This window comes from Bradyrhizobium sp. SZCCHNR1002 (assembly GCF_032381435.1).
Classification (GTDB): domain Bacteria; phylum Pseudomonadota; class Alphaproteobacteria; order Rhizobiales; family Xanthobacteraceae; genus Bradyrhizobium; species Bradyrhizobium aeschynomenes.
Map to the genome: position 1 here is coordinate 1 of NZ_JAUHIS010000010.1, position 13,622 is coordinate 13,622.

Below are 13,622 nucleotides of genomic sequence, written 5' to 3' on the forward strand. Positions count from 1 at the left end.
CCTTGCGCAATCGCCCGACGCCGGCGCGGTCGCGCTTGGACCAAGCCTTCGCGCTTGAGAATGTCGCCGATCGTCGAGGCCGCCGGCCAGTCGACCTGGGGCCGTTCGGACCCCAGCCAGGCCTTGATCTTCTTCGGGCCAAAATGCGGAAACCGTTGTCGGGCTGCGATGATCTGCTGGACCAGCCGGTCCTCTGTCGCGTGCGGACAGTTCTGCACCGCATGGCTCTTCTCCTCGAACCACTGCGGATCACCGCTCGCCCGCCGGCGCTCCCATACGTAGAACGTCTCCCGGCTGACGCCGTGCCGCGCGCACAGCTCCGTCACCGTGAACGCTCCCGTGTCGTACTCCCGAAACAACCCAATACGCTGCTCCACAGGACTGCTCTCCCTGAAAGGCATCGTCCGATTCTCCTTCGAATCAGACGAAATTGGCCTGTCAGGAATCAACCCGGTCTAAAACGTCAGGAATCAGCCCGGTTCATACCGCGGCTGCCCCTCACCCCAACCCTCTCCCCGTGAAGAACGGGGAGAGGGAGCGCACCGTCCAACCGGCGCGAACTCCACTCGATCACTGCTCGGGCTAGCCTCTGAGCTGACTGCTCGCGGCGTCCATCGTCACAAACGTTCTCGTTCTCGCGGTGCGTTGCGCACCCGAGTGATTGCCATGAACACCCTCCCAAGACGGAGGGCGCGGGGAATGCCGGGTGAAGGCCTCACCCATGGCCCGCCTGCAGAAAGATAAGCAGGCGGCAGTCACCACAGGTTCAGCCGAGCATCCGGCATTCCCCGCGCGACGGTTTTCACGCTCATCGCGAGCTCTCCCCGGTGTCCGGCTTGATAGCCACCGTCATCGGCGGGATCATCCCCCGTCGACTTGGCACCAGCGTCGGGGTGCCAGGACCACACGCCTTCACGTCCGCAAGCTGCCGTTCGTCCGCGCAGGCTTCCCCACGCTGCGGCATCTCAGCGGCCATCGCATCCCCACCTCGCGTGTCGTGACGATCGCGATGCGCCCCTCCGTGGGAGGCGGGATTTCGGAAATAAAGCATAAATTCGGGTATTCGTAAAGAAGATTCTTGGGCGGCGACTCATGAGGTCGTCATTCCGGGGCATCCGGATGCAGGGTGGCGCAGCCGCCCTGCATCCGGATGAGCCCGGAATCCATAACCACAGGCCGGCATGAGGAGAGACAGAGATCATGTCCATCCTGCTTCCAAACGTCCAGCTGTGAGTATGGATTCCGGGCTCACGCAGATCGCTGTCCGCGATCTGCGTGCCCCGGAATGACGATGGTGGGGATGATGGAGCGTCGCTTCAATTCACCGCGTTGCTCACCATCACCTCGATCAGCTTCGCGCCCGGCCGCCGGAAGGCCTCCGACAACACCGACTTCAGCTCACGCGGATCGCTGACGCGCATCGACTCGCAGCCGAGCGACTTTGCCAGCCCGGCGAAATCCACCGGCGGATCGACAAAGTCCATGCCGATGTAGTTGTCGTCGCCGTGGAACGACAGCAGCCGCTGCTTGATGATGCGGTAGCCGCCATTGTTGACGATGACGACCGACAGCGGCAGCTTGTGATGGGCCGCCGTCCACAGCGCCTGGATCGAGTACATCGCGCTGCCGTCGCCGGAGTAGCACACCACCGGGCGATCGGGATTGGCCAGGCTGACGCCGACCGAGGCCGGCAGGCCCCAGCCGATGCCGCCGGAGGCGAGGCCGTGATAATTGTAGCGGTCGCGATACGGCCACAGCGCCGTCATGTAGCGCGCCGAGGTCAGGCCCTCGTCGACCAGGATGCCGTGCTCCGGCATCGCCTCGGCGACCTGCAGCGCCAGATAGTCGGGATCGATCGGCGCCCTGTCGCGCGCCGTTTCGATCTGCGCCGTCAGCGTCCGGCGTCGCGCGCTCCAGTTCTTCGAGGACAGCTCCGCGATGCGCGCCTGCGCCGTGGCTTGCAGGGCCGAGCCGCCGAGTTCGCGCAGCCGCGGGGTGAGTTGCTGAAGGGTCTCGCGAACGTCGGCCTTGAGCGCAATCTCGGCGCCGAAATTCTTGCCCAGCTCCCAATCGACCAGGCCGATCTGCACGATCGGCAAGCCCTCCGGCAACGGCTCGATCTCGCTGTGGACGGACATCCGCAAGGGATCGGCGCCGAGCACGATCAGCAGATCATGCGGAGCGAGCAGATCCCGCACCTGCTTCTGCGCGCGCGACAGCGAGCCGATGTAGCAGGGATGCTCGGACAGGAAGTGCGCGCCATAGGGCGCGGACTGCTGATGCACCGGAGCACCTAACGCCGACGCGAACTCGGCGGCAGCCTGCAGCGCATCGCTCTTGACGATCTCGTCGCCGGCGATGATCACCGGCCGCTGCGCCTTCAGAATCCGCTGCGCCAGCGCCTCCAGCGCCGCCGCCGACGGCTGCACGCGGGCATCGACTCGCGTCGAGCGGCCGAGCTCGATGCCGGCCTCGGCATTGAGGATGTCGCCGGGCAACGAGATGAACACCGGCCCCGTGGGCGGCGTGGTCGCGACCTTGGCAGCGCGGCGGACGATGCGCGGCAGATCCTCGAGCCTCGTCACCTCGACCGCCCATTTCACCAGCGGCTCGGCCATGCGCACCAGCGGGCCATAGAGCAGCGGCTCCATCAGGCCGTGGCCCTGCTCCTGCTGGCCGGCAGTCAGGATCATCGGCGTTCCCGTGAACTGCGCGTTGTAGAGCGCGCCCATCGCATTGCCGAGGCCGGGTGCGACATGGACGTTGCAGGCGACGAGGCGGCCGGACGCGCGGCTGTAGCCGTCGGCGATCGCCACCACGAGGCTCTCCTGCATCGCCATGACGTAAGTGAGATCGGGATGATCCTTCAGCGCGTGCATGACCGGCAACTCGGTCGTGCCGGGATTGCCGAACAGATGCGTGATGCCCTCGTCCTTGAGCAGCGCGAGGAAGGCCGAGCGTCCGGTGGTGCGGTTTTTCATGAGGCTTGCTCCGAGCAATGCGGCCTTGTTTGTTATGGCAAACTCTCACCGCGTCATGGCCGGGCTTGTCCCGGCCATGACGACGTGGAAGCAGACGGGCGAAAAGCTTGGATCCTGGCTCTTCGCAATGACGGTGGAAGGAGCGGACTACGCGTTCACCGTCGCGTCATACACCGGATAATCCGTGTAGCCCTTCTCCTCGCCGCCGTAGAAGGTCGGGCGGTTGTAGGGCGTCAGCGGCCAGCCGTGCTGCAGGCGTGCGGGCAGGTCCGGATTGCTAATGAAGTAGCGACCGAAGGCGATGGCATCGGCCTGGCCGCCGGCAATGGCGGCTTCGGCCGGCTCGCCGGTGAAGCCGCCGGCACCGATCAGCACGCCCTTCCAGATCGGTCGGAACAGGGCAATCGCCGACGGCACGTTCTGCCAGTTGACGTCGGCGCGGCCGGCGCCGGAGGAGCGCGGTTCGATCAGGTGCAGATAGGCGATGCCGAGCTTGTTCAGCGCCTCGATCGCGTGCGTATAGAGCGGCATCGGATCGGCCTCGCCCGAGCCGTTGGCAATGCCGTAGGGCGACAGCCGCACGCCGACCTTGTCGGCGCCGCAGGCTGCGATCACGGCCTGCGTCACCTCGAGCAGGAAGCGGCAGCGGTTCTCGATTCCGCCGCCATAGCGGTCGGTGCGCTGGTTGCTGCGGCTCTGCAGGAACTGCTCGATCAGATAGCCGTTCGCGCCGTGCACCTCGACGCCGTCGAAGCCCGCGGCGATGGCGTTGCGCGCAGCCTGGCCGTAGGCCGCGACCAGCGCGGGGATCTCGTCGGTCTCGAGCGCACGCGGCGTCTCGTAGGCTGCGAGCTTGCCGTCAGCCGTCATCGCCTTGAGATCGTCGCCGATCGCGATCGCCGACGGCGCCACCGGCAGCGCGCCGCCGGGCTGGAACGAGGAATGCGACACGCGGCCGACATGCCACAGCTGCAGGAAGATGATCCCGCCCTTGGCATGCACCGCATCGACGACCTGCTTCCAGCCGGCGACCTGCGCCTCGCTGTAGATCCCGGGCACGTTCGGACTGCCGGTGCCGGTCGGCAGCACCGGCGAGGCTTCGGCAATGATCAGTCCGCCCGGCGTCGCGCGCTGCGCGTAGTATTCGACGTTGAGCGGCCGTGGCGCGAGCGTGGCCTTGTCGGCGCGCATCCGTGTCAGCGGCGCCATCACGACACGATGCTTCAGGCGATAGGGACCGATGTGAAGCGGTGAAAACAGTGCAGCCGGCATTTCTCCCCCAATTTCATTCGACCATGCGCCGATTGCGGTCATCTTGTTCGCAAAAGCTGGTAGTGGCAATGTCCGCCAGCCCCTTGCGCGAGCAGACCATCCATGCCGAAACCGACCGCCCTGCCGTCCCTCAGCCTGCGCATCGACCTCGATGATGGCAGCCGGATCGGGCCGGGCAAGATCACGCTGCTGGAGAACATCGAGCGCCACGGCTCGATCTCGGCGGCGGGGCGCGCGATGGAGATGTCGTACAAGCGGGCGTGGGATCTCGTCGACGAGATCAACCGGGTATGCCGCCAGCCGGCAGTGGCGCGCCAGACCGGCGGCCGGAACGGCGGCGGCGCGGCGCTGACCGCATTCGGCGAGCAGCTGGTCGAACGTTACCGCCGCATCGAGCGCGACGCGGCCTCGGCCGTCAGGAAGGATCTCGCGGCACTGCGCAGCGATATCGAGAAGCCGAGGAAGGACCGCGGCAGCAAGGCCGTCTCATAGCCGCCCCAGGCGCGCGGCTGCAACCGGGCGGCGCCGTCTCGCGTTGCAACCATGAGAGCGGCCATGCGATCGGCCGAATGATCTTGCGGCCGTGTCCAGACGTCATAGACCATTCATCCATCATCCTGCCGGAGAAGCTGCCGTGCCCCACCCTGCCCTGTCTGCCGATCATACTGCCGTCGTCACCGGAGGCGCCTCCGGCATCGGCCTCGCCGCCGCGCTGCGCTTCGCCGGGCTCGGCATGAATGTCTGCATCGCCGACGTCGACGAGGCGCGCCTGCGCGAGTCGGCTGCACGGCTGACAGCGGCCGCGACGCGCGGCGAGGCTGCAGTCATGACGGCCAAGGTCGATGTCAGCAGCCGTGCCAGCGTGGCCGCGCTCGAGCAGGCCGTGCGCGCGCGGTTCGGCACGGTCGACGTGCTGATGAACAATGCCGGCATCCAGCCGGGCAGCAGGATGTTCGGCCCGGAGGACAATTGGCAGCGCATCCTCGGCGTCAATCTGTGGGGCATCATCCACGGCTCGCAGGTGTTTGCAGCGAACATGATCGCGCAAGGACGACCGGCGCTGATCATCAACACCGGCTCCAAGCAGGGCATCACCACGCCGCCCGGCGATCCCGCCTACAACGTCTCCAAGGCCGGGGTGAAGGCGTTCACCGAGGCGCTGCAGCACGAGCTGCGCAACACGCCGGGCTGCCAGGTGACGGCGCATCTGTTCATCCCCGGCTTCGTGTTCACGCCGCTCACCGCCAATGGCCGGATCGAGAAGCCTGCCGCCGCATGGACGCCGGAGCAGACCGTCGACTTCATGCTGGACCACGTCGCGGCCGGTGACTTCTACGTACTGTGCCCCGACAACGACGTGCCGCGCGCGCTCGACGAGCGGCGCATCCTGTGGGCGGCCGGCGACATCGTCGAGAACCGGCCGCCGCTGTCGCGCTGGCACGCCGACTACACCGAGGCGTTCGCGGCCTTCGTAAAGAAATCGCCATGATCCGGCCACACCGCCGCATCGCAGTGTGACGTCGGATGGCGCCTCTTGCGGGTTCCCGACGCGTCGGATCGCCGCAAAGGCGGCCGGCGCATCGCCCGCCTCCGTCGCGAGGCGCCCAATCGTGGCGAAGAAATCTCTTGCAACAATTGCATTTGCGGCCACGGCCGCGCCGCGCCCGCCGTTTGCGACGTTCGCGGCGAGGGATTCGTCAAGCGTAGCAGGGATGGCCGGCGCCCGCCCGACGCCGCACGACAATCTGACGCAGAGGCATTCCACAATGCTTGCGCGAAGCGGCCACGAAGCAGACGGCAAATGGCATGACCACCCGCACCACATCCGCCGCGACGCCTTGCGCCGGCGGACATGCGTCGGTGCGCAGCCATGGGAGTACGTCGGTCATGTCGCGCCATCACCACCATCATCACGACAGTCACCACGAACACCATCATCGCGACCACCACCATCATCACCACCACAATCACCACAATCATCATTGCCAGCCGGCGCCGCAGCCCCCCACGCCGCCGACACCGACGCCTCCGACCCCGACGCCGCCCGCGCTCGGCTTTGCCGATCTCGGCGTAGTGTTCAACGACGCGACGCGGTTTCTCGAAGGCGGGCTGTGGCGCAACGTGGTCGACGAAGGCGGCCAGGGGCTCGGCAGCGTCTACAACTACACGGGCGATCTCACCGTGATTCAGGACGGCCTGAAGGCCATGGTCGCGGCCGGCCAGTTCTGCGGCCAGACGCTCACCAGCGTCAACAAGATCCTCGCCGACATCGCGATCGCGCAGGATGCCGCGATGGCTTCGGTGACCGGCGGCGGCGCGTTCGGCAGCATTGCCGCGGCAGAGACCGCGCTGCGCAACGCGCATCTCGACATCCTCAACGTCGTCAACAATGATGCGACGCTCGCGGCCAAGGCCACGAATGCGGACGGCGTCACCGGCTTCCTGCAAGTGCCGGCGCTGCTGCCCGAAGGCGTGACGGCCGCAACCGCCGCCAAGGGCACGCTGGCCGAGCTCGGCCTGATCTTCAACGATGCCGCCAACCGGCTGCTCGGCGGCGTCAACGACAGCAATGTCGACGTCATCCAGGACGACGTCGATGCGCTGATCGCCGGCCTCAACGCGCTGGTCGCCGCCAATCCGCTGCAGTTCGGCGGCCTGACCGGCGTGCACGCGCTCGCCATCATCGACCAGCTGGCGCTGGTCAACACCCACATCAACGGCGCGGCGGGCAATGTCGATATCGGCCGCGCGCTGAACGACGACTTCCTCGACATCATCGACATCGTCGCCGGCGACACCAACCTCGCCAACATGGCGCAGCAGAACGGCCTCAACGGCTGGACCGGCTTCGGCGATTTCCTCAATCCGACGCCGGCCTATCAGGACAACCAGGCGCAGACCGATTTCTGGGCCATGTTCATCGCCCAGTCCAACGCGCTCGGCAAGGCGGCGATCGCCGCCGTCAATGCCGGCGATGCCGCGGCGATGGCCAAGGTCACCGCCGACCTGATGGTGTTCAAGAAGGACGTCACCGATTTCGACGCGGCGCAAGGCGGCATTTTCCAGGCTCGCTTCGACAACGAGCTGCTCGGCGACCAGAGCACGCTCGGCGCGGAGATCGCCAAGATCCTCGAGGGCTTCCAGACCGGCAACAAGGCTCTCGTCGCCGCGGCCGCCGACCAGATGCACCAGAACGCGGCCGATGTCGGCGGCAACAACATTCCGGTCAATGGCGGCGAATATGATGTCAACGGCACCACGATCGCGCAGGTGCTGGCGACCACGGGCGGCGCTGCGGCCGCCATTGCCAGTGCCGCGGATGCGAGCGCCGATACCGCGGCCGTGCTCGCGGACATTCTGGCCGCGCCGGCCTCGAACGTGATCATGCTGCCGACGGCGGCGCACGTCTCACAGGTCAGCGCAGGCGCAGCGGCGGCCGTCATCGATGCGCCGCTCGTGGAGGCCCCGGTGATCGACATGTCGCACCATCAGCATCATCACATGTGGGCGTGATCCGCGGATGCCTCGGGCGCCTGCAGCAGCAGGCGCCTGACCAGCGCGAGCGCGGTTTCCGTGGCCGGATCAGCCGCAATCACCGAGACCGCGAGCACGATGAGATCGACCGGCTGGTGCGACAGCACGATCACATGCGTCGCATGCCGCGCATTCATCAGCGCCACCATGCGCTCGACGGCAGGATCGGTCGCGGGCAGCCCCCAGGGCGCATCGGCCCGGCGCAGCACGCGTCGTGACGCGAGAAAGTCGCGCAGGACGGGCGGATCGTAGCCGGCCAGCGCGGGCTCGCGACAGCGGCGCGCGCTTTCGAAGACCGGCTGACGGGTGAGCTCGGCAATCAGCTCGTCGCGCGTGATGGCGGTCGATGCGCCGATCGAATCCAGGACGCCCGGCTCGCGCGCCTCCAGCACCGCGCGCAAGGCATCGCCCATCAGCCCGATCGTGAGCACGCCGGCGATCGCCACCGCGCAGAACCGCATGAGTTGCGCCGCGTCGACGTCCGGCGACAACGCGGCCGCGGCGGCGCCGAGCAAGGCGGCCCCCGAGATCCGCAGCAATGTCAGCCACACGCCCTGGCGCTGCGCCTCGGCGCTCGCGCCGGCGATCAGGATCGCAGTCACGGCCAGCAGCGCGCCGAGCGCGCCGAGCCGCACCGGCATGCCCGGCGCCAGCACGCGGAAATCGGTGATGATGAAGGGAATGACGATGAGGGCGCCGAACGCGACACGATCGATGGCGCGGTTCTCCCAGGCGAGGAGGCTCGGGCGATCGCGACGGAGCAGCAGGACGGCGCAGACGGCGAAGCCCGCGAGCTGAAAGGCCGACAACACCATCGTGTGGTGGTTTTCGAGCTCCACCGGGCCAAGCGCACCGGCCAGGGCGAGCACGAGGCCGCCGAGCACCGCGGCGACCTTCAGCCGACGGTGGACATGCCGGCGCAGCAGGCCCTCGGTCACGATCACGGCGCCGAGCGGGATCAGCGCCGCCGGGATCAACGAGCTGCGGTCGAGCGTCGCGCTGTCGGTCCACCAGGCGATGCCGCGCAGCAGAAACAGCGCGGCGACGACGGCCAGCAGCGCCACCAGCCGCGCCGTCAGCGGTCCCCTGGGATCGCGCCGATGCAGCGTGGCGGCGGCGACCGCAAGGCCGATCGCGCCGCAGAGATTGACGACGGAATCGGCGACCACGCCCGGCATCATGGCACGGCCTCGCTGGACGGCCGACGCGGACGCAAGGTGCCGAAGGCCCTGGTGTCGTCGAGCCAGTGCAGCAGCGGCAGGATCATCCGCTGCAGCGCCAGCACGGCCGAGGTCGCCAGCAGCGCCGGCACCGAGCCGGAGGGGATCTCGCGCAGCAGATAGCGCCGGGCGGCGGTGAGATCGATGCGACCGAGTTGCAGCAGGTCGTCGCCCCTGAGATAGTCGAGCTCGCGTGCGCAAAATTCGTTGTAGACGTCGTCGCGGTGCTTGGGCGCGTCGTCATACGTCTTCTTCAGCGCATCCGAGCCCCCGGTATAGGCATTGGTGATGACGAAGCGCGCCTCATCGAAGCCGGCTTCGTCGCCGACGCCGAACACGGCGCGATGTCCTCGCATGATGCCGCGCGCAAGCTGCAGGTGATCGAAGCTCTGCCGCGCCTCGGGCCGCGGCGACGGATAGACGTCGGAGAAGGTCTCGCAGACCATGCCGGCCACCGCCGGCACCTGGGTGACGTTGGAGATCCATTTCGGCCGCAGGCCATCGCGGATGAACAGCAGCAAGGTGGTGAGACCGTAGAGCACGCCGGACAGGCCTTTGCCGCGGGCGTCGGGATCGACCATGACGAGCCCGAGATGCAACACCTCCTGCGTCTCGCCGTCGCGTGCGACCTGCATCACCGCGAGCGCATTGAACGCGATCGGCTCGCCGGTTGCGGCATCGGAGACCAGCGTGATGATGGCGCGAGCGAGCGCCTCGCGCTGGCCGGAGAAGATGCCGTAGGTGAGATCGCCGGCGGGCAGGGTCTTGCCGGCGATGGCGCGGAGATCCGCGACCAGCGCGGCCAACGCTCCATCGTCCAAGTTCGTGCCGGGGCTTTCGACGATGCGCGTGCGAAACTCCGCATGCGTGCGCAGCGACAGGTCCATCGCGTCCTGGCCCAGCGCCGTGAGCCAGAAGCCGACGTTCGTTCGGATCCGCCTGGCCGCTGCGACGATGTTCATTCCCCTCATCCGCCCGGCGCCAACGCAGCTGGCTCGCCGGAGCTTTGCCTGCCTTTCGCGTCATATGCGCCGCGGGCGTTAACACGCGATCACGCCGAGCGGCCAGGCCGTCAGCACGGTAAACGCAGCTTGAACGATGGTCGTTGCAACAAAGTCTGCCCGTGTGTGTCCGACCGGGCTGATCCCTGACATTTTAGACCGGGCTGATGCCTGACAATATTCCATCATTGGTGGGTTGTCTCCGCCGTTTCCTGCGCGACGCGGAGCCGCGCACGCGGCGGAGCAAAGCGCAGGAAACGGCGGTCGCGATTGATGATCCCAAGGTCCCGATCCGAGAAGCGGACGATGTGGTTGCCGCTCTCGTGCTTGGTGAGACCGATGAGTTCGCCGGCGAGCGCCTCGCCGACGAAGACGTGGTCGCCGCGCCATTTGATGACGCCGTTGGGACGCACGCGGCGGACTTGGTGATCGGCGTCGTACCAGGGGTCATCGAGGCGGCTCGGCATGGAGCGCTGCGGCGAGCGCCAGAGCTTGACGGGTGCCACTTGGCCGAGCGCCTCGTGCGGCCGCTCCTCGTTGAAGTGGCGCCGAAAGGCGTCGAAGCGGCGCTGCTGCTCGACAGCGGTGCCTGCCGGCGGCTTCGATGTCTCGGCCTTCAGCGTGCGATGCATGCGCTCGTGCCGGCCGTTGTCCTGCGGGCTGGATGGTGGGATGTAGCGCGGCTCGATGCCGAGCTTGAGCCACCAGATCGAGAGCGTCGAGAGGCCGCCGGCTCCAGTCGATCCGAACGGTACGCCATTGTCGGAGCGGATCGCGCGCGGAAGTCCGATCTCCTTGAAAACAAGCTCCATCGCGTTCTTCACACCGGTCGCGGTCGGATCAACAATGCGCACCTCGATCAGGTAACGGCTCGCCGCGTCGGTGATTGTCAGTGGATCACAGCGCGTTCCATCCCGGGTGCGAAACCAGCCCTTGAAGTCGATCGCCCATTCGTCATTGGGACCTTCCGCCGGCATCACCAGTTCGCCTTGCGCAATCGCCCGACGCCGGCGCGGTCGCGCTTGGACCAAGCCTTCGCGCTTGAGAATGTCGCCGATCGTCGAAGCCGCCGGCCAGTCGACCTGGGGCCGCTCGGACCCCAGCCAGGCCTTGATCTTCTTCGGGCCAAAATGCGGAAACCGTTGCCGAGTTGCGATGATCTGCCGAACCAACCGGTCCGCTGTCGCGTGCGGACAGTTCTGCACCGCATGGCTCTTCTCCTCGAACCACTGCGGATCCCCGCTCGCGCGGCGGCGCTCCCATACGTAGAACGTCTCCCGGCTGACGCCGTGCCGCGCGCACAGCTCCGTCACCGTGAAGGCTCCCGTGTCGTACTCCCGAAACAACCCAATACGCTGCTCCACAGGACTGCTCTCCCTGAAAGGCATCGTCCGATTCTCCTTCGAATCAGACGAAATTGGCCTGTCAGGAATCAACCCGGTCTAAAACGTCAGGAATCAGCCCGGTTCATACCGTGGCTGCCCCTCACCCCAGCCCTCTCCCCGTCAAGAACGGGGAGAGGGAGCAGACCGGCGCCGTAGCGTTGGCCGTCGCCCATCAGTCCTAGTGTGTCGATCAATTCTTGCTCGGAGAGCAATCCATCATGCTGACGCCGAGTCATCAGCGCAGACTGCCCACTCCGGTCGGACTGCGCTCCCTCTCCCCGTTCTTCACGGGGAGAGGGTTGGGGTGAGGGGCGCCCCGCGCACCGGCCTCTCCTGGAGGGCAAAGAGAGGCCAAGAGCCACGCCTCACGCCGCCTTCGACACCTCCATCAGCAGGCGCTCGGCGCGGGCGTCCTCGATGCGGTTGACGAGCTTGCCGCTCTCGTGGCGGTCGCGCAGCGTCTTGGTCAGGGTGACGCAGGTCTGCACCAGCATGACGATCCCCATCGTCAGATAGCCCTTCATCCAGAGATCGATCGGCATGAAGAAGACGCCGAGCGCGACGAGGAAGGCGGACGCGCCGAAAGAGGCGTAGGAGAAGGTGATGAAGGCGCTGCTGTGGGGCTGGGTGTTCTGGTTCATGGTCGGCTCCTTTGGATTTCGGTTGGTTGCGTTGGGAAACGGGAAATGACGAAAATCAGTTGGCCGGAGCAGTGCGGCCGGCCTTCAGCCGCGCCAGTACGTCGTCCGCCGTGGTCTTGATGCGCGGGCCGAAGCCCTGCTCCGCGAGCTTCTCGGCCGTGGTGATCGGGCCCGTGGCGGCGTCGAGCTCCATCAGCGCCTCGTCGGCGGCCTGGGCCTCCATCTGCCGCTCGCGCAGCCGCTTCAGGATCGCCTCGGCCTCGGGCAGCGTGCACTCGTAGGGACGCGCCGCCTCGATGCCGCCGCGGCGCAGGTTGCGCACCGCCTCCGCGGCACGAGCGATGCGCCGGCCGCGGTCGAGCTCGGCGATGCGCGCCTCGGCCCCCGACACGTGCTTCTTCAAGCGCGCGATCTCGGTGGCGAACAGCGCCCGCGCCGTCTTGGCGGCATCGCGCTCGGCCTCGAGCCCGGCAATCGCCTGAGACGCCTCGCGCGCCAGGTCCTCGCGGCCGCCATCGAGCGCGGCGGTGGCGCGCACCTCGAGATCGGTGATCCGGGCCAGCGTGGCCTCGAGCCGCTTGCCTTCCTGCTGGTCCTGCGCGATGGCGAGCGCCAGCGCGCGCTTGCTGCGCTCCACTGCGGCGGCCGCGTCACGCATCTGCTGATCCAGGATCACCAGCGCGGTCCGATCCTGCAGCTCCTCCTCCGCGACGGCGACGGTGCCCCGAAACAGCGTCAGAACGGTCTTGAACATTGTGAACTCCCTGTTATGAGCATCGCTCATGCGTTTTCTTGTAGCGTAAACCTGAGCGTTGCTCAAGAACTATTTTGAGCATCGCTCAATATTTTGGTGACCGATGTCCAAGACACTGGAAAGACGAGCGAAACAGCGCGATTCCCTGATCGAGGCGGCCGAGCGGATGGTCCGGACCAGGGGTCTGGCCGGCCTGAAGACGCGCGATCTCGCCCAGGAGATCGGCGTCGCCAATGGCGCCGTCTACAACCTCGTCGCCGATGTCGACGAGCTGGTGCTGATGGTCGGCTCGCGCACCCTGGCGCGGCTCGACGCCGATCTGTCGGCGGCCGAGAGCGCCGGCCCGCCCGGCCCGGAGGCGGCGCTGGTGCGCATCGCGATTGCCTATTGCGATTTCGCCGCTCACAACCTCGAGCTCTGGCGCGCGCTGTTCGAGCATCGCATGCCGGCCGACAAGCCGCTGCCGGACTGGGCGATCGCCGACCAGATGCACCTGTTCCGCCACATCCACCAGCCGCTCGCCGCGCTGTTTCCGCAGCGCTCGTTCGACGACATCAGCCTCACCGCACGCAGCCTGTTCTCGGCCGTCCACGGCATGGTCGCGCTCGGGCTGGAGCAGAAGCTGATCGCCGTGCCCGTGGCGGCACTCCGCGAGCAGATCGCGACCATGGTGAAGGCGATGGTGACGGGGCTGGTGGCCAATTCGCCGGAGCCGGGCGATGCGCTGTGAAGATTTTCACATGCCAGACTGCGGCCTCCACTCGCGCTCGCCTCTGAACATAATTTCATCAGCGCGCCCCGGCTCGCCCTTGATAGATTGACGACGGCGGCACG

General features: G+C 67.1%; 12 protein-coding genes. 4 read left to right on the forward strand and 8 right to left on the reverse strand.

Features of this window, described 5'->3' with window-relative positions; genetic code table 11:
- The 3 genes from QX108_RS31585 to QX108_RS31595 all read right to left on the reverse strand — a co-directional run.
- Positions 1-377: helix-turn-helix domain-containing protein (locus QX108_RS31585; protein ID WP_315799633.1), on the reverse strand; the 377-nt coding region annotated here is incomplete at its 3' end.
- Between the two features lie 939 nt (positions 378-1,316).
- Positions 1,317-2,981, reverse strand: coding sequence for a thiamine pyrophosphate-binding protein (locus QX108_RS31590; protein ID WP_315784412.1), 1,665 nt, complete (start codon positions 2,979-2,981; stop codon positions 1,317-1,319).
- A gap of 147 nt (positions 2,982-3,128) precedes the next feature.
- Positions 3,129-4,253, reverse strand: a complete 1,125-nt coding sequence (locus QX108_RS31595; RefSeq protein ID WP_315721835.1) for an alkene reductase — start codon at positions 4,251-4,253, stop codon at positions 3,129-3,131.
- 102 nt (positions 4,254-4,355) lie between these two features.
- Between QX108_RS31595 and QX108_RS31600 the strand changes: the two genes are divergently transcribed.
- The 3 genes from QX108_RS31600 to QX108_RS31610 all read left to right on the forward strand — a co-directional run bounded on the left by QX108_RS31600 (position 4,356) and on the right by QX108_RS31610 (position 7,766).
- On the forward strand, positions 4,356-4,745 hold the full coding sequence (locus QX108_RS31600; RefSeq protein ID WP_315721836.1) for a winged helix-turn-helix domain-containing protein: 390 nt from the start codon (positions 4,356-4,358) through the stop codon (positions 4,743-4,745).
- A 142-nt stretch (positions 4,746-4,887) separates the two neighbouring features.
- On the forward strand, positions 4,888-5,742 hold the full coding sequence (locus QX108_RS31605) for an SDR family NAD(P)-dependent oxidoreductase (RefSeq protein WP_315784410.1): 855 nt from the start codon (positions 4,888-4,890) through the stop codon (positions 5,740-5,742).
- 398 nt (positions 5,743-6,140) lie between these two features.
- Positions 6,141-7,766, forward strand: a complete 1,626-nt coding sequence (locus QX108_RS31610) for a hypothetical protein (RefSeq protein WP_315784408.1) — start codon at positions 6,141-6,143, stop codon at positions 7,764-7,766.
- Here the strand turns inward: QX108_RS31610 and QX108_RS31615 are convergent.
- The 5 genes from QX108_RS31615 to QX108_RS31635 form a co-directional block, all read right to left on the reverse strand.
- Positions 7,751-8,965: a hypothetical protein gene (locus tag QX108_RS31615; RefSeq protein ID WP_315784597.1), complete on the reverse strand. Its 1,215-nt coding sequence runs from the start codon at positions 8,963-8,965 to the stop codon at positions 7,751-7,753. The two genes, QX108_RS31610 and QX108_RS31615, sit on opposite strands and share 16 nt — an antisense overlap.
- Positions 8,965-9,969 carry a hypothetical protein gene (locus QX108_RS31620; protein WP_315784406.1) on the reverse strand — a complete coding sequence of 335 codons (1,005 nt, stop codon included), beginning with the start codon at positions 9,967-9,969 and terminating at the stop codon, positions 8,965-8,967. Before QX108_RS31620 ends, QX108_RS31615 begins: the two co-directional genes overlap by 1 nt.
- Positions 9,970-10,193: 224 nt before the next feature.
- Complete coding sequence (locus QX108_RS31625; protein ID WP_315781952.1) at positions 10,194-11,372, reverse strand: integrase core domain-containing protein; 1,179 nt, start codon at positions 11,370-11,372, stop codon at positions 10,194-10,196.
- A gap of 386 nt (positions 11,373-11,758) precedes the next feature.
- Entirely contained in the window at positions 11,759-12,034 is a 276-nt protein-coding gene (locus tag QX108_RS31630) for a YiaA/YiaB family inner membrane protein (protein WP_315721840.1), read from the reverse strand.
- Between the two features lie 55 nt (positions 12,035-12,089).
- The gene (locus tag QX108_RS31635) at positions 12,090-12,788 is read right to left on the reverse strand and encodes a PspA/IM30 family protein (protein ID WP_315784404.1); all 699 of its coding nucleotides are present in this window, start codon (positions 12,786-12,788) and stop codon (positions 12,090-12,092) included.
- 103 nt (positions 12,789-12,891) lie between these two features.
- Here QX108_RS31635 and QX108_RS31640 point away from each other — a divergent pair, with 103 nt between their 5' ends.
- Positions 12,892-13,518, forward strand: coding sequence for a TetR/AcrR family transcriptional regulator (locus tag QX108_RS31640; RefSeq protein ID WP_315784402.1), 627 nt, complete (start codon positions 12,892-12,894; stop codon positions 13,516-13,518).
- The last annotated feature ends 104 nt before the right edge of the window (positions 13,519-13,622 follow it).